We start from the raw sequence: 20,670 nt of genomic DNA on the forward strand, positions 1-20,670 counted from the left end.
GCCCCCGGGGCGCTTCACCGATGCAGGCAGCAAGGAGACACTGCCGAGGTTTGCTCTGTTGGATTTACGAGGGACGGTCTCCAATGCCTTGCGCGGCTGGCGAAACAGCTTGCCGTTACTCTGCCATCTCCTGCGGCAACGGCTATCGTGAATGACTTTGCAATCGGGTCGGCGTCTTGCAGTTATCGCGGATGCGAATCCCTATTGCAACCAAGCTCCATAACGGTTTCGTACAGTTCAGGCAGTGGTTCCAGCCTGTCTTCCTGACCACACGCGGCGGGGTGTGGTCCAAGTCCATGACATGTTCACGCCGCTTATGCGAGCACGACGCTTGATCTCGCTCGTCCCAAATGCAGGGTTCTTGGCGTTGACATTGGTACTCTCGCCCACAATCGTGCAGCCATAGAAGAGCATCCGATGGCCTCCAGAATCGAGATGATTCAAGGCTCATCTATCGACGAAGATATTTTGGACCAGGATCGAACTGCTGCTGAAGATTACCATAAGGTACTTGTTTGTCTCGACAGCAATCATACACCCGATCATGTGCTTGCTGAGTTATATGCGTATGCCCCGCTTGTTCCTTCGGGTAGCTATTGCATTGTGTTCGATACAATCGTTGAGGAAATGCCTCCCACTAAGTTCACTGATCGTCCATGGGGACCTGGAGACAACCCAAAGACTGCAGTTCATGATTGGTTGAAAGTCAATCCTGATTTCGAGATCGACAAGAGTATCGATCACAAGCTGCAAATTTCGGTGGCACCGGACGGCTTCTTACGACGCCGGTAGTTTTGTCACGGTGGATTTCGACCAAACAGACAAAGTCCATGACAGGCCCGCGCTGATTGCCTAGAAATGCCTATTAGATTTGCTTTTGGAACCAGGTGATCCCAGTGGAGCAATTGGCGTTTACATACGAAATGGGTGTGGTCTCGGCGCTTTTGGCCTTCACGGTGTTCTTGTTTGTGTCCGAGATTGTAAGGATCGATCTTTCGGCCATCCTGGTGTTGGTCATTGTGGGTCTGCTGAGTTATGCACCGGGTCTCGAAAATCTGGCAAATGTTCCTCATCTGTTTGACGGGTTTGCGTCCAATGCCGTGATTTCGATCATTGCGGTCATGATCGTAGGGGCGGGTTTGGATAAAACGGGGCTGATGAACAAGGTCGCGTCCGTCATTTTGAAATATGGTGGTAAGTCTGAAAACCGAGTGCTGCCGATCGTTTCGGGCACAGTCGGTGTTATCTCATCATTCATGCAAAATGTCGGGGCGGCGGCGTTGTTCCTGCCGGTGGTTAGCCGTATCTCATCGCGATCGGGTATTCCGTTGTCACGTTTGCTTATGCCCATGGGGTTTTGTGCCATTCTGGGGGGGACAATGACGATGGTCGGGTCCTCGCCCCTTATTCTGTTGAATGACCTGATCCAAACTGCAAACGAAGGACTGCCCGAAGCTCAGAAGATGGAACCCTTTGGATTGTTTTCCGTTACCCCCATCGGTGCGGTGCTGATCTTAACGGGGATCGCATATTTCCTGCTGCTGGGACGTTGGGTGCTGCCGGGTGATTCAGGGTCGGAGAGTACGGGTACCGGGCGCGGGACTCAGGAATATCTTCAGCGGGTCTACGGGCTGAAGGCCGATGTGTTCGAGGTTGTGGTTCCGGCCGACAGCCCGCTGGTTGGGCAGATTCTGGCAGATATCAACTTTGAAAATCACCTCTATATCATCTCGACCTTTTATCGTGGCAAGACCTCGATGGTTCAGGTGTTAACAGCCGAGATTGCCGCACCCTGTCGATTAGCGATTGTGGGTCGGCGCTGGGTTGTCGAAGAGTTTGCCGAAAAGTACGGGCTGACGGTGCTGCCTGATCTGGATGTGTTTGTCGAAGAGTTCGCACCCACGAATGCTGGGGTCGCAGAGGTGGTCGTGACGCCTGACAGCAAACTGATCGGCAAATGCCCTCGCGAATTGCTATTCCGCAAAACCTACGGAATGTCTTTGCTCGCCATCCACAGGGGTGAAGAGACGCTGAGTCATGTCGAGACTGAGACGCATGAATCCACCCAGATCGGGCTTGAGAAGTTCAAGGCTGGCGACATGTTGGTTGCTCATACCCGCTGGGACAACCTGATGCGGATAAAGCGTGATCCGGATTTTGTTGTGGTCACCTCGGACTTCCCGCAGGATGAATTGCGCCCGCAAAAGGTAGGCTGGGCGCTCTTGTTCTTCTTGATCTCATTGTCGCTGATCCTGTTCACGGATGTGCGGTTGTCGCTCTGCTTGCTGACCGGAGCCGCAGGAATGATGTTGACCCGGGTGCTCAGTGTTGACGAGGCGTATCGAGCAGTTGGATGGAACACGGTCTTTCTGCTGGCGTGTCTGATCCCGTTGGGTCAGGCGGTGCAGAATACCGGGACTGCGGCATGGATTGCGCAACAGATCATGATCATCTTGGATGGATGGCCGAATTGGGCGCTACAGGCGGGCGTCGCCATTCTGGCGACGGCATTTTCTCTGGTCATGTCAAACGTCGGCGCGACGGTTCTGTTGGTGCCCCTTGCGGTTTCAATTGCGGTTGCGGCGGGTGCCAACCCGGCGGTCTTTGCATTAACCGTCGCGATTTCGACCTCGAACAGTTTCATTATCCCGACCCATCAGGTGAATGCGCTGATCATGGGGCCAGCTGGGTACAAAGTGACCGATTTCGTCCGTTCGGGCGGGATCATGACGATCATTTTCTTGATCGTCTCACTGTTGATGCTGAATGTGATTTTCTGACCCTGTTAATCACCCAGCTAGGCTGATCGTTTGGCCCTGCTCTGACGCCTGTTGTGCGGCAAGGCCGATACGCACGGCCCAAATCCCATCACGCAGTGAGACCTCGGGTTTGGCGCGCTCGCCCCTGACCAGCTCCAGAAAGCCTTTGTGCTGGTAATAAGTCGAGCCATTGTGGTCGCCAGCCGCCAGCAACTCGGGATCAACGGGGATGTCGCGCTGGATTGGGCCTTTCGGTGCACGAGGGCTGATGATCAGCTGTGGTACAGGCGCGTCGCCCAAATGTTCGGGCCAGAAGCGGCCCGGGCCGGGCACAAGCGCTTCAATCTTGGCATCGCGCCCAATGGCCGAGATTTCTTCTTGATACCGCGAACCCTCGGCAAACATGCAAAGCTCGAGCATCGCGCGTGTGCCCGAAGCAAAATCGACAATGACATAGCCGTGGTCCAGAATATCTGGAGTATCGCCGTCATAAACTTCGTCCAAATGATTGACGGCTTGGCCACCGCTTGCGGAAACGCGAACCGGGTCTGATTGCAGGATCAGGCGCATGAGGTCGAAGAAGTGGCAACATTTTTCGACGAATGTACCGCCAGTGTTACGGTTGAACCGGTTCCAATTGCCGACCTTTTCGAGAAACGGAAAGCGGTGTTCGCGGATCGTGAGCATCTTGATCTCACCACCTGCGGTCGCTGCTTCATCGATCAGCGCCGTGATCGGGGGCATATAGCGATATTCCATCGCGACCCAGATCGGGTGCGGAAAATTGCGCTCTAACTCTTCAAGCCGTGCAAGATCGGCGGGATCAGTGAACAACGGTTTCTCGATTAACAGTGGCAGTGGGCGGGTTTCCGCAATCTCGGCCAGTTGATCAACATGCAGGTGGTTGGGGCTGGCGATGACCAGACAGTCCAGATCATTGACCGTCAGAAGGTCCTGAAGGGAAGACACCATCTGCGCGTCGGGTGCAATCGCCTGCGCCTTATGCGCCATCTCCGGGTCGGGTTCGAAGATTGCGGCGACTCGTGTGCCCTCAAGCAGAGCAATGTTGTGCAGGTGTTCCTGCCCCATCATACCGCATCCGATCAGCCCATAGTTGGTGGTCCGGGTCATGCGCAGTTCCTTTTATTTCAGGCGTTGAACGTATGTGGCTCGATCTGAATCAAACCATGTTTTTGAAAACTCGATAGGTTCAGCTTTCTCAGACCAACTGAACCGTTCGATATACCCTGCGGCTTGGCCCGCAGGTTTGGTGAAGCCTTCAGGAGTCCAGTCGGGCAGGGCACTGACAGAAACGCGATCCTCTGCCCGAGTGATCCAGAAGCCAAGTTGTTGCTGGTAATAGCGATAAAGCGAGTCGGACAGCAGGTTCTGGTCTATGGTCCCGGCTGATTCGTCCAGCCAGATTTCTTCGACCGCGATGATTGTGTCATTCAGATAACGCATCCGGCGTACGCGCGAACCGCTATCAGACAGGCCGAACTTCGGCAGCTTCGCAGGCTTCTTGAGATGATCAACTGACAGAATATCGGCACGCGGCAACCCGCCGCCTTCGGGCAGTTCCAGCCGGAACATCGCATAGACGCTGTTCTGCGTTCCGGTCTCGCGGATGTAGTTGCCCGAACCCTGAATACGCTCCAACATGCCTTTTTTCTCAAGCTCGGCGAGGGATTTTCGCAAGGTCCCGACCGAGACATTTAGGTTCGAAGCCATGTCCCGTTCAGGTGGAAGACGCTCACCATCAATCAGACGGCCCGCAGCTATATCGCGGATCAGAAGCTCTGAGATCTGGACATAGATCGGCAGGGCGTTGGGGTTGCGGCTGTTGGCGGACATTGAGGGCGCTTCACTCGGTCGCAGGAAAAATTGATACACTATTGATCTACATCAATGCGCTTGCTACGCAAGAGGAAAGTCAAAGATGTACGGAGCGTGAATCAAATGACCATCGTCCCCATCACATCCCCCGACCTGGATGCGGCCGAGGTTTCGTGGTTTGCAGCGCTTTGCTCGGATGACTACCAGTTTCTGGGTGTGCCCGATGGTGAACTGCGATCCAGCTGGGAGCATTGTTCAGGCATCGTGAAAGAGGCCGAGGCGCAAGGCTTTCGCAATATCCTGTGCCCATCGTCTTATCAGGTCGGACAGGACACCCTGAGCTTTGTTGCAGGTTGCGCGCCGATTACCGAAAACATCAACCTGCTGGCCGCCGTGCGCTGTGGCGAGATGCAGCCCATCATGCTGGCCCGTACCATCGCGACGCTGGACCACATGCTTAAGGGGCGGTTGACAGTCAACATCATCTCGTCCGATTTCCCGGGCGAGAAAGCCGACAGTGCGTACCGCTATCAGCGTTCGCGCGAAGTGGTCGAGATCCTGAAACAGGCCTGGACGCAGGACGAAATCAACCATGCGGGCGAGGTCTATAACTTTTCAGGCCTGACCACCGACCCGGCTCGGCCTTACCAGACCGGTGGCCCACTGCTGTATTTCGGCGGCTACTCGCCGTCTGCTTTGGACCTGTGCGGCGAGCATTGCGATGTCTACCTGATGTGGCCGGAAACAAAGGATCAGTTGGCCGAGCGGATGAAAGCCGTTCATGCGGTTGCCGAGAATTACAATCGTACTCTGGACTACGGTCTGCGCGTCCACATGATTGTTCGCGATACCGAGGCTGAGGCACAGGAGTACGCCGACTACATCGTCTCGAATCTGGATGACGAATATGGTCGTGCGATCCGCGAGCGGGCACTGGACGCGACATCCTTGGGCGTGGCGCATCAATCCAAGAACCGCGATCTGGCCGACGAATATGGCTATGTCGAACCTGGACTGTGGACCGGCGTCGGACGCGCACGGTCGGGCTGTGGTGCTGCGCTGGTCGGTTCGACCGATCAAGTTATGTCTAAAATCGAAGAGTATCAGAAGATGGGCATCCGCGCCTTCATCTTCTCGGGCTACCCGCACATGGACGAGGCCAAGCATTTTGGCGCCCGTGTGATGCCCAACCTGAAAACCTGCTCGCTTCCCGAAGCTTACGGGCGCGTGCCAGCAACCACCCCGGCAACCCCGCTGGGCAACGGAGTTCGTCGCTGATGCAACGTGTGAAACTATCTGACACGCTGGAAATGAGCCGTCTTGTCTATGGCATGTGGCGCTTGGGTGATGACAGTGACACCTCGACTGCGTATGTTGAGGCCAAGATTCAGGCCTGTCTGGATCAGGGCATCACCACCTTCGATCAGGCCGACATTTATGGCGGATACGCGGCCGAAGCCGTTCTGGGCAATGCCTTGCGCACCAATCCCAGCCTGCGCCAGAAAATGGAGATCGTCACTAAATGTGACATCGTCGCGCCGATGGGGCGTTATGCCGAGGCCAAGGTCAAATATTACGACACGTCGCGTGCGCATATTCTGAAATCGGTCGATACATCTCTGTCGGAAATGGCGATCGACCACATCGACTTGCTACTGATCCACCGCCCGGATCCAATGATGGATCACCATGAAACCGGTGCAGCGCTGGATGAGGTGGTTGCCAGTGGCAAGGTCGGCGCGGTTGGTGTGTCCAACTTCCGCCCTTGGGACTGGTCTTTGCTGCAGTCGGCGATGAAAACCCAATTGGTCACCAATCAGGTCGAGATATCTCTGGGCGAGATCAGCCCGTTCACCAACGGTGATCTGGCGTTCCATCAACAGCATGGTCACCCGCTTATGGCGTGGTCTCCACTGGGTGGAGGCCTTTTGATGGCCGGGAATCCACCGGTCGGCGTTGTAGCGGATGAGATCGCCGCAGAATTCGGGGTGGATCGCGCCGCTGTGGCCGTTGCCTTCCTGCTCGCGCATCCAGCAAGCATACTGCCTGTTCTGGGCACAAATAATCTGGGCCGTATCAAACGCGCCTCGGATGCGTTGAAGGTCAAGCTGGATCGTGAAAGCTGGTACCGCCTGTATGAGGCGGCGCTGGGACATGAGGTGCCATGATGAACGCAATCTCGCGCGATATGAACCATACATTCGTCCCGCATAAGGACGACACGCGAACCCTGCGCGATGCTTTTGGCCGTTTTGCCACCGGAGTTACTGTCGTGACCTGCGACAGCGAGGATGGGCCAATCTGCATTACCGCCAACAGCTTTTCGTCCCTGTCGCTGGATCCGCCGCTGGTGATGTGGGCGGGCGACCGCAATTCGCGCCGGTTCCGCTATTTTCACGCGGCGCGTCACTTCAGTGTGCATGTTCTGTCTGCTGAACAGGCCGAGCTGTGCTTTGGCTGTTCAAAAGACGCCCATGCGCTGCGTGATATCGAACATGACCGTTGTGAAAACGGCACCCCGTTGTTGCCGGGCAGTCTTGCCCGGTTCGAATGCGAGCAGCACGCTTATCACGATGCAGGCGATCATGTGATCGTGGTGGGCAAAGTTCTGAAAGTCAGCATGGCGGATGGAGACGCGCTGACGTTCTTTGCCGGAAAACTCGGCCAATTCGCGCAGAGCTAAGCGCGATATGACGACTGCGGGTCAAACCCGCAGCTGACAGTGGGAGGATCCGCATGGGCGGACTGGCATCGGCGTTGACGCCGATTGCATTCGTGAACGAAACCGTGCTGCGTCTGGGCCGCGCGGTCGGTGTTGTTGCGATTGCAGTTATGGTTATCGCGATCCTGATTCAGGTGTTCTTCCGATATGTCTTGGGTAACGCACTGCCATGGCCGGATGAGGCTGCCCGGTTCTGCATGCTCTGGATGACGGGCCTGATGGCCCCCACAGCTTTCCGTCGCGGAGGGTTCGTCGCCATCGATATGCTTGCGCGCTTCCTGCCGCGCGTGCTTGGTCAATCGCTCAATTTGTTCCTGCTGCTGATCTCGCTGGCCGTGCTGCTTGTTGCGGTCAATATCGGCTGGTCTGAGGTTACGGGCTTTGGTGGCCGGTTCGCCACTGCGGCGTTGTACCTGCCTACCTCTTTCGGGTTCGATGAATGGTACCGTATTCCGCGCAGTTGGATGATGGCCTCGCTGCTGGTTGGGATCATCTTGCTGATCTCGGTCAATATCGAACTGATCTTGCGGTCGATAGTAACCATGTTGGGCGGAGCACATCTTTTGCCTGAAATTCCCGAAGCTGCGGTGGGGGCTGAATAAATGCTGATTTGGTTCCTGCCCACCTTCCTGATTTTCCTGCTGATCGGCCTGCCGGTCTTTTTCGCACTGCTGGCAGCGCCCGGCATTCTGCTATGGCTCAGCGGTCAGACCAACGACATTACGCTGCTCTATCGCAATGTCTATAACGGTATGGATAGCTTCCCGCTGATGGCGATCCCTTTCTTCATGCTGGCCGGAGAACTGATGAACCGGGGCGGCATCACCATCCGACTTGTGGAGTTCAGCCAGGCCCTGATGGGCCACCTGCGGGGCGGCCTTGCGCATGTGAACGTCCTCAGCTCGATCCTGTTCGCGGGCCTTTCAGGGTCCGCTGTCGCCGATACTTCGGCGCTTGGGTCAATGCTGATCCCGGCGATGGAGAAGCAAGGCTATACCCGCAAATTTGCCGCCGCGATCACGGCAGCCAGTTCGGTGATCGGGCCGATCATCCCGCCCTCGGGCATCATGATCATCTATGCCTATGTCATGGGTGAAAGTGTGGCTGCGCTCTTTCTCGCTGGCATCGTGCCTGGGGTCATGGTCGGTGTCGGTTTGATGCTCATGATCAAGCTGATGGCGGATCGCTACGACTTCCCGGTCGCCAGCCGTAAATACACTTGGCCGGAACGCCGTCAGGCCAGCCTAAAGGCGTTCTTCCCACTGATGACCCCTGTGATCATCCTGGGCGGAATACTGGGTGGCATCTTTACCCCGACCGAGGCTGCCGCTGTCGCCGTAGGGTATGCCTTCATCATCGGTTTCTTCGTCCTGCGCACATTGACGTGGAAAGAAGTCCCCGAAGTGCTCAGCAACGCAGGCATGACCTCAGCTGTCGTCCTGTTGTTGGTCGGGGCGGCAATGGCCTTCAAGACGGTCGTTAGTCTTAGCCATGCGCCGGAGCAGCTGGCCTCGCTAATCCTCAGCCTGTCGGAAAACCCGCTGATCCTGCTGTTCCTGATCAACCTGCTGCTGTTCATCGTCGGAATGTTCCTGGATGCAGGCCCCGCTATTATCATCCTTGGCCCGATCCTCGGTCCGATCTTCACCAGCCTCGGTGTAGACCCGATCCATTTTGCCATTATCATGAGCGTCAACCTGACTGTCGGTCTGGCCACCCCGCCCATGGGGCTGGTGCTGTTCGTAGCCGCCGCCGTGTCTCGGGAACGGGTTGAAACCATCGCCAAGGCAATCCTGCCGTTTCTGGCGGTCGAAATCATCGTGATCTTCTTGATCACATACATCCCCGCACTATCCATGACGATCCCGAGGATAACGGGATTTGCAAACTGAACTGAGTATCACAGGGAGGAAACGCATGCTCAGAAGATTTATCAAAACCGCAGCGGTGGCCACGTCGCTAGTGGCCGCGTCTGCGATTGCCGCGGCAGCCGCCGACTACACGCTACGCGCCACAGCAAACTCGAATGAAAACGACGAAGACTATGACGGTCTGGTCGTTTTTAAGAACTACGTTGAGGCGGCCTCGAACGGAGCCATTGAGGTTGAGCTGTTCATCGGTACGCAGCTCTGCTCGAACGGTGCCGAGTGTCTGCAGGGCGTGGCAGACGGTACGATCGACATCTACATCTCAACCTCTGGAGGGGCCTCGGGCATCTTCCCTTACGTGCAGGTTCTGGACCTGCCTTACCTGATGGCCGATGACCGCATTGCCGAACATGTCCTATCTGGTGATTTCACCCGGCAGATGCGCGACATGGCGCTGGAGGATTCCGGCGGTGCGATCCGTCTGATGACAATCGGCAATACAGGTGGCTGGCGCAACTTCGCCAATACACAACGCCGTGTCGCCGAGCCGGCTGACATGGAAGGTCTGAAAATCCGCACCGTGGTTGCCGACCTGCCGCAGGAGCTGGTCAAAGCACTGGGTGCATCACCGACCCCGATCCCGTGGCCAGAACTGTTCACCAGCTTCCAGACCGGCGTGGTTGAGGGCTCGAAAAACGGCATCACTGACATCATGGGTATGAAGTTCCCTGATGCAGGCCTGCAATATGTCACGCTGGATGGGCATGCCTACATGGGTGCGCTGTGGTGGATGAACAACGCCAAGTTCCAGGAGATGCCAGAAGATATGCGCCGCGTGGTAGTCGACGGGTTTTATGCGCTGCAGCAGGCGACCTTTGCCTCACCCAAGCGCAAGTCGATTCAGGCTTATGAGGATTTCGTTGCCGGTGGCGGGGACCTCTATGTTCTGACACCCGACCAGAAAGCTGCGTTCAAAGAAGCCGCAACCCCGGTCTATGACTGGTTCCAGTCCAATGTGGCACGTGGTGATGAGATCTTTGTAGCGTTGACTGACGCTGTGGCAGCAGCCGAGGCGGATGTTAATGCCTCACGTGATGCGGATCTGAACTGAATTGCTGGGCCGGGCCCTGGGGTCCGGCCCTCACCGAAACGGGTACATCCACCCTTTGTAGTCGTTGACCAGAACATGCGCCTTCTCGATCTGCTCCGGCGACATTTTTTTGACCACTTCTTCAAGGCTGATCGCCGCATCGGGGTCGCCGCCGATGGCGCTGAGCGTATACCACATGTACGCTCGAACCAGATCAGGAGCGGGCATGCCCAGACCCAACTCGTAGTACCAACCGATACCGGATTGCGCCCCGGGATGACCTTTCATCGAGGCGCGCAAGTACCATTCAAACGCGCGTTCATAGTCCTGTTCGACCCCAAGGCCCAACCCGTACATCACACCGATCAATTCCTCGGCTTCGGCATTGCCGGAGCGCGCGGCGGGCAGCAATTCCTCACGCGCGGCTTCAAACTCTCCGGCCTCCATCAGATCGCGTGCTTGTTCCAGTTCAGCCAGCGCTGGGGTCGCGAGAAGGCACAGGGCAAATACAAACTGGCGCATGGGGTTGCTTTCCTCTTGGCAGGGGCTGCGGCAGCTCAGGAATTGCCGCGCCCGCTGACGGATGACGATTTCATCCCCTTTGATATGGAACAGGCCGCTATCGGTCATCAACTGTTTTACGATCCCATTTTGTCGGGAAACCGGAACATAAGCTGCGCCCATTGCCATCACCCGGATTTCGGCACCTCGGACGGCTTGTCGCTTGGCATCGGAGAAGGCGGGATGGGCTTGGGGCCAGACCGGACGCCGGGCATCGGAGCGGACAAAATCCGCAAGCGAATTCCCCGCAATTCGCCGGGGCTTTGGAACCTTGGCGCAAAGGAGCTTCACACGGTTTTCCATGATGGCCGTCTGAGTATCTCTGACGTCTACGGTAACGGTTTCAACTCACCCGCGCAGGAGTGGTTGCCGGACGGCTTGAATTCGCTGCTGGCCGCGCAGGCGCTTTTCCCGCTGACTTCGCAGTTTGAAATGGCCGGAAATGTGGCCGAAAATCAAGTCACCGGCGCGGTGCATGACCGCATCGACAAGGGCTGGCCGATCCTCGCCAAACGCGTGCGCACTGATCCGCGCTATGGGCCTGCCATGGTCAAGGCGTTCGATGACATCGACACGACCGAGGACATCACGATAACTCAGATCACCAACGCGCTGGCCGCGTTCATGGCACTGGAGTGGCGCAGCACCAACAGCCCGTTTGATCAATATCTGGCCGGAGACCATGCCGCTCTGACGCCAGAGCAATACGATGGTATGACCTTGTTCTATGGTGAGGCAGGTTGCGCAAACTGCCATTCCGGCCCGTTGCTATCGGATCAAAAATTCCACGCGCTGAGCTTGCCGCCATTTGGACCGGGCAAGACCCGCCAATGGGACCCCTATGCCCGCGACGTGGGTCATATGGGTGAAAGCAACCGTCTTGAGGACGCCTATCGTTTCCGCACACCGATGCTGCGCAATGTGACAGAGACGGCGCCCTATGGTCACAACGGTGCCTTTCCCGATCTGGAAGGCATTATTCGCCACCACTTGAACCCATCTCAGAGCCTCGCTGCCTGGACCCCTGATTTGGCCGGGCTGCCCAACGTGCCGTGGCTTGAGAATGTGGATTTCATCGTCTGGCAGGACCGGTTTGAGATGGAGCGTCATCGCCAGAAAATTGACATCGAACCGCTGGAACTGACCGATGCCCAGGTCGCAGATCTGGTGGCGTTCATGGGTGCATTGACCGGGACCACACTGGATGCGCCACTGTTCGGTGTGCCAGATGGGTTTGAGCCCTAGAAACCCACCAAACGTCATTGGAAATTTACGTGAAATCTCATAATGATCGGTGCAAAACAGCCGCCGAGAGTTTCAATGCAGTATCACAACAAGCCCTTTGATCAGCTTCAGATCGGAGACACCGCCGAGTTGACCCGGTTCTGCACAGAGGATGATTTTTATGCCTTCGCATCGAATTCCGGCAACCATAACCCTTTGAACCTGGCCGACGAAGATGGGGACGGTGATAACGTAAACGAGGCGATCGCGCCCGAGATGTTTCTTGGGGCTCTGATCTCGGCCGTTTTGGGGAATATCCTGCCGGGCGCGGGTACGCTGTATAAGTCGCAAAGCTTGGATTTTAGCGCCCGGGCATATGCGGGTGAAGAACTGCTGGCCAGAGTTACGGTTATCAAAAAACGCGATAACCGCGAGGTAGTTCTGGAAACTCAGGTGATGCGCCCTAGTGATGCGGCGCTGATCGTGTCCGGCATCGCGGTCGTGATCGCTCCGGAGAAAGAACTGTCATTCAATGAGATTGAAGTGCCTGGTCTGGTCGTCGAGCGGCACCGGCATTTTGATGCACTGCTCGATCGCTCGCGCCCGCTGCCTCCGATCCCCACGGCAGTTGTCGCCCCAGAAGAGCCCAACTCGCTGGGGGGGGCCTTATTGGCGGCGCGTGAAACCATCATCAAGCCGGTCCTGATAGGTGACCCCGACAAGATTGCTGCAGCAGCGCGTGAGATTGAGTTGCCCTTGGGTGACGTTGAGATCGTTCCCGTTAAGGACCATCTGGACGCCGCCAACAATGCGGTTGATCTGGTTGTCGAAGGACATGTTGAAGCATTGATGAAGGGGCATCTTCATACGGACGAACTGCTACGGGCGGCGTTGCGGCGGGATCGTGGACTTCGCGCGGGGCGCCGATTTACGCATGTCTTCGTCATGGATATACCCGGCCAGCCGCATCCCTTGCTGGTGACCGATGCGGCCATCAATATCGAGCCGGATCTGGAAACCAAGATCGACATCACGCAGAACGCGATCGATCTGGCAATCTCAATCGGAATTGGCGCTCCGAAAGTGGGTGTTCTGTCGGCGGTCGAGACGGTGAATCCAGCAATCCGGTCGTCGATTGATGCCGCATTGCTGTCGAAGATGGCCGAGCGGGGACAGATCAGGGGTGGCTTGGTCGATGGGCCGCTTGCCATGGACAACGCGGTCAGCCTGGCCGCGGCGCGCACCAAAGGGATCGTGTCCGAGGTGGCCGGACGGGCAGACATTCTTGTCGTACCCAATCTGGACGCAGGCAACATGCTAGCCAAGCAACTGACGTATATCGCGCACGCCGAGGCTGCCGGGGTGGTGCTGGGCGCGCGCGTACCGATTATTCTGACCAGTCGCGCAGATGGCGAAAAGGCGCGGCTGGTTTCCTGTGCCGTCGCGGCCCTGCATGCGGCGCGGATGTCGGGTAAGATCTGATGGACCATATCATCACACTGAATTCAGGCTCGTCCTCGCTGAAGTTTGGGTTGTTCTCCGCAGGCGAAGCAGATCCGATCCTGGTCTGTTCGGGAGAGGTGGAACGCATCGGCAGCCGCGCGGCGCGCATCAAAGCAGAGACCACGGATGGCCGCGTGCTTGCCGATACCGCTTCTGAAGCGCTGTGCGATCAGGCCAGCGCCTTGGACTATATTTTGGATTTGCTGGAACGGCAGTTTCCGTCGGCGGGCGTGACCGCGGTTGGACACCGCATCGTGCATGGCGGCCCGGATAATGACAGGCCCATTCTGCTGACCCCCGAAAGCTTGCAGATGCTGGAAAAACTCGAGCCTTTTGCGCCCTTGCACCAACCTTACAATCTGCAGGGCGCACGTACTGCGATGGACAGGTTCCCCAATGCCAAGCAGGTTGCCTGTTTCGATACCGCTTTTCACCGCCACCACCCTTGGGTCAATGACACCTTCGCATTGCCGACCGAGTATTACGATATGGGCGTTCGCCGCTATGGCTTCCACGGTCTGAGCTATGATTACATCTCGGACCATCTGGCCAAGACTGCGCCGCTGATACATGGCGGACGGGTGGTTGTGGCGCATCTTGGCAACGGTGCCTCAATGTGCGCCATGATCGGAGGTCGGTCGGTCGGTTCAAGCATGGGGTTCTCGGCCATGGATGGTTTGCCGATGGGAACGCGTTGTGGCCAGCTGGATCCGGGCGTTGTGCTGTATCTGATGGATCAGCAAGGCATGAATGCGGATGAGATCTCGGACCTTCTGTACCGTAAATCCGGGTTGCTTGGCCTTTCCGGGATGACCAATGATATGCGTACGCTTGAGGCGTCGAATACGCCGGGTGCACGCAATGCCATCAACTACTACACGTTCCGGATACGCCGTGAGCTGGGCGCTTTGGCCGCCGTGTTGGGAGGTCTGGACGCCGTCGTGTTTACCGGCGGGATCGGTGAGAACTCGACCTATATCCGCGATCGTATCTGCACTGACATGGGGTGGTTGGGTCTTGAACTGGACCACGATGCAAACGCGGACAATCTGCGCGTCATCTCGACCGACCTGTCACGTGTTAAACTGATGGTCATTCCGACGAACGAGGAACTGGTTATCGCGCGTGCCGCGGCTGAGAAAGCCGTATAAATCCCAGTTTTTAGGCTTCTGCGCGCAAAATAATTTGGGGGATCGGGAAAAAAATCGCAGCACTACGGGAATCCCCCAATTTCGCGATCCGCGCAGGTGCGTTAACTTTTCATTAACTATCGGGCCAGTGCGCCCAATCCACTTTCACTAATTTCCCCCGATGAGGGGCTGGCTTCTTACCCCCTTGGCCGGCCCCTCGACCTTTTTTTGGGGTCTATGCCTGCGTCAGGATTTTCCGAACAAGTGCAGGCAGTGCGGTACTGTTATCATAGCTGAGCGTGTACGGCATGTCCGAAACCGGCGACTTTCGATATCCCTGTTCAAACAGCAAAAACGGAACCTGAGCCCGTTGCGCAGTTTCGGCATCAACCTCACTGTCGCCAACGAAGATCTGTGGGCCTGCGGCTTGAAGGGTCTTGAAACAGGCGTGCAAGTGCTCTGGATCGGGTTTGCGTATATCCAGCGTGTCTCCACCAAAGACCGTGTTGAAATAGGGTAGCAGGCCAAGTTCGCCCAGCACATGCCGGGCAGGGGCTTCGGGTTTGTTGGTGCAGACCCCAAGCGCACAGCCCATATCGCGAAGCTCATCCAGCGCCTGGATCACGCCGGGATAAACTACGGTCTGATCGCAGGCGCCTGCATTGTAGTGCTTCAGAGTAAGCTGTGTCAGGTCCTTGTGAAGCGTTGGCTCCAGCCCGCAATGCGTCATCGCCCGCTCGACCAGCTTGGGTAATCCGTTCCCGACGAATCCCCGGATCGTATCCTGAGGCAATGAGGCCTGCCCCTGATCGTGCAGCATTCGGTTTACCGCAGCTGCAAGGTCGGCAAGGCTGTCTATCAGGGTGCCATCCAGATCAAATACGACAACTGCTGTCATCTGCGAATCCGCCTTTGTTTGTTGATGTCCAATGCCTAGGTCGTGCTGTGCGACGGCGCAATAGAGACCCGTGGGAGCGATTGAAAAAACAGCAGCTTGACAAACCTTACTATTTTTATCAGATTAATCACACGAACAGATAGCCAGCCCAAAACAGGGTCAGCCAGATCAAGCGAAACGAAGACAGACAAGGCCAAGTGCCACAGATGCTCTGGAGATGCCCCAATGAACGCGCAAACCCCTACCTCGACCCTTAGCTACGCTGTTTCGATGCTTCCGGCCCACAAGGCGGAAGACCTCACCAAAGGCGGCAATTTGGCCCATATCGAGCTGGGCGATCAGCTTTATACGCTGCGTATCACCCGCGCAGGCAAACTGATCCTGACAAAATGAGCGCACCTTCTTCGCGTGGCGGGGCGGCTGTTGGCCGTCTGGCTGACCTGAACCCCATTGAGGCCGGAGCCGTCATGTATCTGCGGCTTTGGGGTGATGGGGTCGAAGGCCGGGCAAATGCCGCAAGCGATTTTGACATCGCGCTGGGTGCAGATCAGGGACGCGCCACGATGCTGACGCTGGACCGGCTGTGTTCACTTTGTGCACATCACGGTCGCCGTCCGCTGGTGCGTCATTGGCTGGGATGTGCATGTCTGGGCGCTGATGAGAATTGTTTTGCCCAGATGATCGGTGCCGCCTCTGAAGGGGCGCGTGAAGATGCAATGATGATGGCCTCGCTGATCGTACGGCCCGATTTCGCCCCGGCTCTGGCCTCGTTGTCCGAGGAACTGGGCTTGGCGTTACGCCGGATGACCGTTTCGATCCCTTTGCCGACGACCGGGCACCACCCCCCACATTCAGTGCTCCACTGATCGACGGCGACAAAACCCCAGCAATTTCGCTGGGGTTTTGTGTTTCTTAGCAGCAGCCGCAGCCCGCATGATGATGATCGTGATCGCACATGGGGGCAGGGCTGTAGTCACCCACTTCGCCAAGAACCTCCCGCATCGCCCAAAGAATCATGTCGACGTCCTCTGCTTCGATGGTTAGCGGTGGCCGGATTTTCAGGATATTGTCCTTGGGTCCCTCGCTACCGATCAGAATGCGATGATCGCGCATCCGATTCTTGACGTAGCTGCAAATCTCACCGCTTTCCGAACCGTCAGGATTGACCAGTTCCACCCCTAAAAACAGACCCATGCCGCGTACATCGCCAACGCAGGCAAAGTCCGCTTCGATCTTTCGGAGGCCGTCCATCAGACGAGCCCCCATCACACGGGCGTTCTCTTGAAGGCCTTCATCGTCGACGATGTCCAACACCTCTTTTCCGATCCGGCAAGACAGGGTCGATCCTCCGAAGGTCGAGAAAAACTCGATCCCGTTGTCGAAGCTTTGGGCGATCTCTTTGGTTGTAACCAGCACGCCCAGCGGATGACCGTTACCGATGGGCTTCCCCATTACCACGATGTCAGGCAGCGCGCCCTGATGTTCAAAGCCGAAGTAATAGTCGCCCAGGCGCCCGAGGCCAGTCTGGACTTCATCGGCAATGCAGACCCCTCCGGCGGCGCGGATTTTTTCATAGACCGCAGACAGATAGCCTTTTGGTGGAATGATCTGTCCCCCGACCGAGGGGAATGTTTCAGCGATGAACCCGGCTAGGCCTTGCCCTTTTGCCTGCAATGCCGAAATCGCCGGATCAATCAGGTCAGCAAACTTCCGGGCACGCTCGGGGTCATCACGCCGGAACGAGCCGCGATAGTCATCCGCGACCTCAACCAGTTCCACCCAATCTGCCTGCCCAATACCGCCAGGTTTGTTGAATTTGTAGGCCGAGATCGCCACCGCAGCGTTTGTGTTGCCGTGATAGCCGTGATCGGGCGTCACGATCCCTTTTGCCCCGGTATGCGCGCGCGCCAGACGCAGAGCCAATTCGTTGGCCTCAGTCCCTGAGTTGACGAAGAAACAGACCTCAAGGTGATCCGGCAGTTTCGACAATACCTTGTCGGCAAAGGCGGTTTGCGCCGGGTGCAGATAGCGTGTGTTCGAATTCATGCGCTTCAGCTGATCCGCTGCAACCGCCTGAATACGCGGATGCGCATGGCCTACATGCGGAACGTTGTTGTAGGCATCCAGATAGGGTCGCCCCCATTCATCGAACAGGTGATGCCTCCAACCACGCACCAGCATGACCGGGTCGTCGTATGTCAGGCTGAGATTTCCGCCGAAGTGTTCGCGCCTGTCCTGCAGGATCGCCTGCTTGTCGGTTGGTCGATAGAAAACCTTTTCATCAGGCAAGTTCAACAGTGCTGCGGGGTTGGGGCAGACCGCGTGCCAAAGCTCGAGCTCATCAGGATCCGCTACGCCCGGCCAGTCGGCCTGCATACCGTCGGTTGTCAGCGCCAGTTGGAAATGCACATGCGGGGCCCATCCGCCATTCTGACTGGCATCGCCCAGACGGGCAAAAGCTGCACCCTGAGCCACCGGGTCACCGGGTTTCAATCGCTCGCTGACCTCGGGGTCCAGATGGCCATAGAGCGTATAAAACACGTCTCCCTCAGGCGTTTCGTGATGCAGGATCACCACCCCGCCATAGTCGAGATGCGCTTCCCTGTTTTCAACCGCTTCAACCCTACCGCTGAGCGGGGCATGCAGCACTGTCCCGGCGGGTGCGAACACATCCACGGCCAGATGCACAGTGCGCCGATCCGAGGCTTTCCACGGTCCTTTGCGAAATCCCGGCTCGGCATAGATCAGGCGAGGCTCGCTGTAATATCCAAGCCAGGGACCTTCCCCAAACTCCTCACCGACCCGCGCCGCCTCGTCCAGTGGCATGTGGAACGGGTTTTGCGGCCAGGTCGAGTTCTCCACCGACAGTGAGCCTATCGGTGCGTCGCTCAGATCCTGCCCGAACATCTGCGCGAAGTGTCCACGATGGCTGGACAGGTAGGCGTGAATGCGCTCGGCCCCGTCCACAACGGGCAAGCCACACGCGGCGCGCAATCGGGCGGGCATGAGTGCGCCATTGATTGCCTCATTTTCAATCAATCGCCACGCTGGGGCCTGGCTGATCGTGACATACGGATCATCCGGGTTCTCAATCGCCATCAGGGTCGAATTCACCACGGACACCGCCAAACGTGCTTGCAACAAAGGCCAGATCAGGTCGATCTCATCCGGGCGTAACCGATTGGCGGCGTGATAACCGCGCACCAGCGCAGCCAATGCGCGCTCGGGTTTAGGGTGGTCCAGAACGACATAGGCCCCGGCAATAGCCAGATCGCAAACGCGCGGCGCCGCGCACATGTCGCCAAGATCGATCAGACCCGAGATGCTGCGTCGCTCGCCCAGATTGCCTTCAACAAGGACATTGTAATCATTGGCATCATTGTGAATCGCCTGCTTTGGCAATGCACCCAGTTGATCAGAGATCGCCTCAAAATCCGCAGCGATTTGTTGAACGCGCGCGCGTCGTGCCGGATCAGAGATGGCCTCTAGTTGGTCGACGATCCAGCTCGCCCGCGTCAAATCCCATTTGAAATCGGCGCGATGCAAGCCCTCGTGGGTGAACCCCTCCAGCGCCCGGTCGGTTGCGCCCAGAACACGGCCCAGTTTTAGTATCAGGTCTTCGGTCTTGGGCGCGCTGCTTGCATAGCATGCCCCCGGCAGTCGTTCCTGCAGCCAGACCTGTCGCGGTTGCCCATGCGCGTCGGCAATCTCAGGCAACATCATCCCGTTCAAATCGGGATAAACGGCAGGAAAGGGCAATCCGGGCGCTGCTGCGTTGAGATGTCCCAGCGCCTTGACCTGCAGATCGACCAATGCCGCATCGCACCCCGCGCGCATCACCTTGAGCACATAATCCTGCCCGTTGGTGGCTTTGACCAGAAAGTTGAGGTCGTACTCCCCATCCAGACGCGTCAGACGGGCGTCCAAACCCCAGTGTTCACGCAGGCGACCAGCCCAGAAAGTGTTCATGTCGCTCATGCGCTATCTCTTGCAACTGCCACGGTGATCCTCTTCATCTGGCCAAAAATATCTTCGGGCGGAGTCGCGCCCTGGCGCGATGGGGCAGACAGCCCCCCCTTTGCTCAGTCCAGTGCTCGCAACCGTTTGAACAACGAGGACGTATCCCACCGGCCCCCGCCAAGTTTCTGCACGTCTTTGTAGAACTGGTCGACGAGCGCCGTCACTGGCAGTGAAGCCCCGGTCTCATTGGCGGTATCCAGACAGATTCCCAGATCCTTGCGCATCCAGTCGACTGCAAAGCCATGCTCAAAATGGTCATCCAGCATGGTTTCATACCGGTTGGCCATCTGCCAGCTGCCTGCCGCGCCTTGGCTAATCACCTCGACCACAGCCCGACCATCCAGCCCAGCCTTTTCGGCAAAATGTAATGCTTCGCTCAGGCCCTGCACCAGCCCTGCAATCGCGATCTGGTTGCACATTTTGGTCATTTGACCCGCGCCGCTGTCCCCAATGCGGCGGCAGATTTTGGAATAGACCTGCATCACCGGCTCAGCAGCACGATAAGCGTCCATGTCACCGCCGCACATGATCGATAGCACACCATTTTCGGCTCCCGCCTGACCGCCCGAGATCGGGGCGTCCACAAAAGCAACCCCCTGTGTCATGCCAGCCTCGTACAACTCACGCGTGACCTTGGCCGAGACGGTGGTGTGATCAACAAATACCGCACCCTTGGCCATTCCGTGAAAGGCGCCATCTTCACCTGTGCAAACCATACGCAGATCGTCGTCATTGCCAACGCAGGCCATCACGAACTCTGCCCCTTCTGCGGCTTGCCGCGGTGTCAGGGCCATCGCGCCGCCATGCTGGGCGACCCAAGCCTCGGCCTTGGATGCGGTGCGGTTGTAGACGGTGACTTCGTGGCCGGCAGCCTGAAGATGCCCGGCCATCGGGTAGCCCATGACGCCTAGGCCAAGGAACGCAACTTTTGCCATGTGATGATCCTCTCTGTTATCCGCTCCTGCCTCAAGCGGACGGCAGGTCGTGATGTTTAGAAAGGACAAAGCAAAGCTTGGACCAAAGGGCAACCCTGCGTCACAAATTGCCGCTCAGATCCAT

At 57.4% G+C, this 20,670-nt stretch carries 18 protein-coding genes and 1 pseudogene; 13 read left to right on the forward strand and 6 right to left on the reverse strand.

Annotated elements, in window-relative coordinates; genetic code table 11:
• Positions 1 to 324: 324 nt before the first annotated feature.
• Both I5192_RS17185 and I5192_RS17190 read left to right on the forward strand, forming a co-directional pair.
• Positions 325 to 792: pseudogene (locus I5192_RS17185) on the forward strand (CmcI family methyltransferase); the annotation flags it as partial.
• 131 nt (positions 793 to 923) lie between these two features.
• On the forward strand, positions 924 to 2,780 hold the full coding sequence (locus I5192_RS17190; protein WP_170398548.1) for an SLC13 family permease: 1,857 nt from the start codon (positions 924 to 926) through the stop codon (positions 2,778 to 2,780).
• Between the two features lie 9 nt (positions 2,781 to 2,789).
• On the opposite strand, the gene I5192_RS17195 is transcribed toward I5192_RS17190, so the two are convergent.
• On the reverse strand, positions 2,790 to 3,890 hold the full coding sequence (locus tag I5192_RS17195) for a Gfo/Idh/MocA family protein (protein ID WP_223117378.1): 1,101 nt from the start codon (positions 3,888 to 3,890) through the stop codon (positions 2,790 to 2,792).
• A 12-nt stretch (positions 3,891 to 3,902) separates the two neighbouring features.
• The gene (locus tag I5192_RS17200; protein WP_170595120.1) at positions 3,903 to 4,613 is read right to left on the reverse strand and encodes a GntR family transcriptional regulator; all 711 of its coding nucleotides are present in this window, start codon (positions 4,611 to 4,613) and stop codon (positions 3,903 to 3,905) included.
• Positions 4,614 to 4,718: 105 nt separating this feature from the next.
• Between I5192_RS17200 and I5192_RS17205 the strand changes: the two genes are divergently transcribed.
• The 6 genes from I5192_RS17205 to dctP are packed head-to-tail and all read left to right on the forward strand — an operon-like array spanning position 4,719 to position 10,296.
• Positions 4,719 to 5,873 (forward strand): LLM class flavin-dependent oxidoreductase, encoded by a 1,155-nt coding sequence (locus tag I5192_RS17205; protein WP_223117379.1) that lies wholly within the window; start codon positions 4,719 to 4,721, stop codon positions 5,871 to 5,873.
• Positions 5,873 to 6,763, forward strand: a complete 891-nt coding sequence (locus tag I5192_RS17210) for an aldo/keto reductase family oxidoreductase (protein WP_223117380.1) — start codon at positions 5,873 to 5,875, stop codon at positions 6,761 to 6,763. The genes I5192_RS17205 and I5192_RS17210 overlap by 1 nt, the downstream gene beginning before the upstream one ends.
• A complete protein-coding gene (locus tag I5192_RS17215) occupies positions 6,763 to 7,278 on the forward strand; it encodes a flavin reductase family protein (protein WP_170408253.1) in 516 nt (171 codons plus the stop codon). Before I5192_RS17210 ends, I5192_RS17215 begins: the two co-directional genes overlap by 1 nt.
• 53 nt (positions 7,279 to 7,331) lie before the next feature.
• Complete coding sequence (locus I5192_RS17220) at positions 7,332 to 7,919, forward strand: TRAP transporter small permease (protein WP_170398319.1); 588 nt, start codon at positions 7,332 to 7,334, stop codon at positions 7,917 to 7,919.
• Positions 7,920 to 9,209 (forward strand): TRAP transporter large permease, encoded by a 1,290-nt coding sequence (locus I5192_RS17225; RefSeq protein WP_170398321.1) that lies wholly within the window; start codon positions 7,920 to 7,922, stop codon positions 9,207 to 9,209.
• Positions 9,210 to 9,234: 25 nt separating this feature from the next.
• Entirely contained in the window at positions 9,235 to 10,296 is a 1,062-nt protein-coding gene (gene dctP / locus I5192_RS17230) for a TRAP transporter substrate-binding protein DctP (RefSeq protein WP_170408182.1), read from the forward strand.
• 30 nt (positions 10,297 to 10,326) lie between these two features.
• Here the strand turns inward: dctP and I5192_RS17235 are convergent, their stop codons facing one another.
• A complete protein-coding gene (locus tag I5192_RS17235) occupies positions 10,327 to 10,797 on the reverse strand; it encodes a tetratricopeptide repeat protein (RefSeq protein WP_170408184.1) in 471 nt (156 codons plus the stop codon).
• Positions 10,798 to 10,812: 15 nt separating this feature from the next.
• Between I5192_RS17235 and I5192_RS17240 the strand changes: the two genes are divergently transcribed.
• The 3 genes from I5192_RS17240 to I5192_RS17250 all read left to right on the forward strand — a co-directional run bounded on the left by I5192_RS17240 (position 10,813) and on the right by I5192_RS17250 (position 14,714).
• Entirely contained in the window at positions 10,813 to 12,081 is a 1,269-nt protein-coding gene (locus tag I5192_RS17240; protein WP_223117381.1) for a cytochrome-c peroxidase, read from the forward strand.
• 75 nt (positions 12,082 to 12,156) lie between these two features.
• On the forward strand, positions 12,157 to 13,542 hold the full coding sequence (locus I5192_RS17245; protein WP_223117382.1) for a bifunctional enoyl-CoA hydratase/phosphate acetyltransferase: 1,386 nt from the start codon (positions 12,157 to 12,159) through the stop codon (positions 13,540 to 13,542).
• A complete protein-coding gene (locus tag I5192_RS17250) occupies positions 13,542 to 14,714 on the forward strand; it encodes an acetate/propionate family kinase (RefSeq protein WP_170408190.1) in 1,173 nt (390 codons plus the stop codon). Before I5192_RS17245 ends, I5192_RS17250 begins: the two co-directional genes overlap by 1 nt.
• Positions 14,715 to 14,928: 214 nt before the next feature.
• Here I5192_RS17250 and gph read toward each other — a convergent pair whose 3' ends face one another.
• Positions 14,929 to 15,591: a phosphoglycolate phosphatase gene (gene gph / locus I5192_RS17255; protein WP_223117383.1), complete on the reverse strand. Its 663-nt coding sequence runs from the start codon at positions 15,589 to 15,591 to the stop codon at positions 14,929 to 14,931.
• Between the two features lie 225 nt (positions 15,592 to 15,816).
• Between gph and hemP the strand changes: the two genes are divergently transcribed.
• Positions 15,817 to 15,984: a hemin uptake protein HemP gene (gene hemP / locus I5192_RS17260; protein WP_223117384.1), complete on the forward strand. Its 168-nt coding sequence runs from the start codon at positions 15,817 to 15,819 to the stop codon at positions 15,982 to 15,984.
• The gene (locus tag I5192_RS17265) at positions 15,981 to 16,457 is read left to right on the forward strand and encodes a hypothetical protein (protein WP_223117385.1); all 477 of its coding nucleotides are present in this window, start codon (positions 15,981 to 15,983) and stop codon (positions 16,455 to 16,457) included. Before hemP ends, I5192_RS17265 begins: the two co-directional genes overlap by 4 nt.
• A gap of 46 nt (positions 16,458 to 16,503) precedes the next feature.
• Here the strand turns inward: I5192_RS17265 and I5192_RS17270 are convergent, their stop codons facing one another.
• Positions 16,504 to 19,569: an aminotransferase class III-fold pyridoxal phosphate-dependent enzyme gene (locus I5192_RS17270; RefSeq protein ID WP_223117386.1), complete on the reverse strand. Its 3,066-nt coding sequence runs from the start codon at positions 19,567 to 19,569 to the stop codon at positions 16,504 to 16,506.
• A 104-nt stretch (positions 19,570 to 19,673) separates the two neighbouring features.
• Positions 19,674 to 20,600: an NAD(P)-dependent oxidoreductase gene (locus I5192_RS17275; RefSeq protein ID WP_255612153.1), complete on the reverse strand. Its 927-nt coding sequence runs from the start codon at positions 20,598 to 20,600 to the stop codon at positions 19,674 to 19,676.
• Between the last annotated feature and the right edge of the window lie 70 nt (positions 20,601 to 20,670).

The sequence above is a fragment of the Ruegeria sp. SCSIO 43209 genome, from assembly GCF_019904295.1.
GTDB lineage: Bacteria > Pseudomonadota > Alphaproteobacteria > Rhodobacterales > Rhodobacteraceae > Ruegeria.

Coding starts and splice junctions, on each gene's coding strand:
- I5192_RS17270 (WP_223117386.1), bottom strand. CDS start 19,569: ATGAGCGACATGAACACTTTCTGGGCTGGTCGCCTGCGTGAACACTGG.
- I5192_RS17265 (WP_223117385.1), top strand. CDS start 15,981: ATGAGCGCACCTTCTTCGCGTGGCGGGGCGGCTGTTGGCCGTCTGGCT.
- I5192_RS17205 (WP_223117379.1), top strand. CDS start 4,719: ATGACCATCGTCCCCATCACATCCCCCGACCTGGATGCGGCCGAGGTT.
- I5192_RS17200 (WP_170595120.1), bottom strand. CDS start 4,613: ATGTCCGCCAACAGCCGCAACCCCAACGCCCTGCCGATCTATGTCCAG.
- hemP (WP_223117384.1), top strand. CDS start 15,817: ATGAACGCGCAAACCCCTACCTCGACCCTTAGCTACGCTGTTTCGATG.
- I5192_RS17250 (WP_170408190.1), top strand. CDS start 13,542: ATGGACCATATCATCACACTGAATTCAGGCTCGTCCTCGCTGAAGTTT.
- dctP (WP_170408182.1), top strand. CDS start 9,235: ATGCTCAGAAGATTTATCAAAACCGCAGCGGTGGCCACGTCGCTAGTG.
- I5192_RS17220 (WP_170398319.1), top strand. CDS start 7,332: ATGGGCGGACTGGCATCGGCGTTGACGCCGATTGCATTCGTGAACGAA.
- I5192_RS17215 (WP_170408253.1), top strand. CDS start 6,763: ATGAACGCAATCTCGCGCGATATGAACCATACATTCGTCCCGCATAAG.
- I5192_RS17245 (WP_223117382.1), top strand. CDS start 12,157: ATGCAGTATCACAACAAGCCCTTTGATCAGCTTCAGATCGGAGACACC.
- I5192_RS17235 (WP_170408184.1), bottom strand. CDS start 10,797: ATGCGCCAGTTTGTATTTGCCCTGTGCCTTCTCGCGACCCCAGCGCTG.
- I5192_RS17225 (WP_170398321.1), top strand. CDS start 7,920: ATGCTGATTTGGTTCCTGCCCACCTTCCTGATTTTCCTGCTGATCGGC.
- I5192_RS17195 (WP_223117378.1), bottom strand. CDS start 3,890: ATGACCCGGACCACCAACTATGGGCTGATCGGATGCGGTATGATGGGG.
- gph (WP_223117383.1), bottom strand. CDS start 15,591: ATGACAGCAGTTGTCGTATTTGATCTGGATGGCACCCTGATAGACAGC.
- I5192_RS17210 (WP_223117380.1), top strand. CDS start 5,873: ATGCAACGTGTGAAACTATCTGACACGCTGGAAATGAGCCGTCTTGTC.
- I5192_RS17190 (WP_170398548.1), top strand. CDS start 924: ATGGGTGTGGTCTCGGCGCTTTTGGCCTTCACGGTGTTCTTGTTTGTG.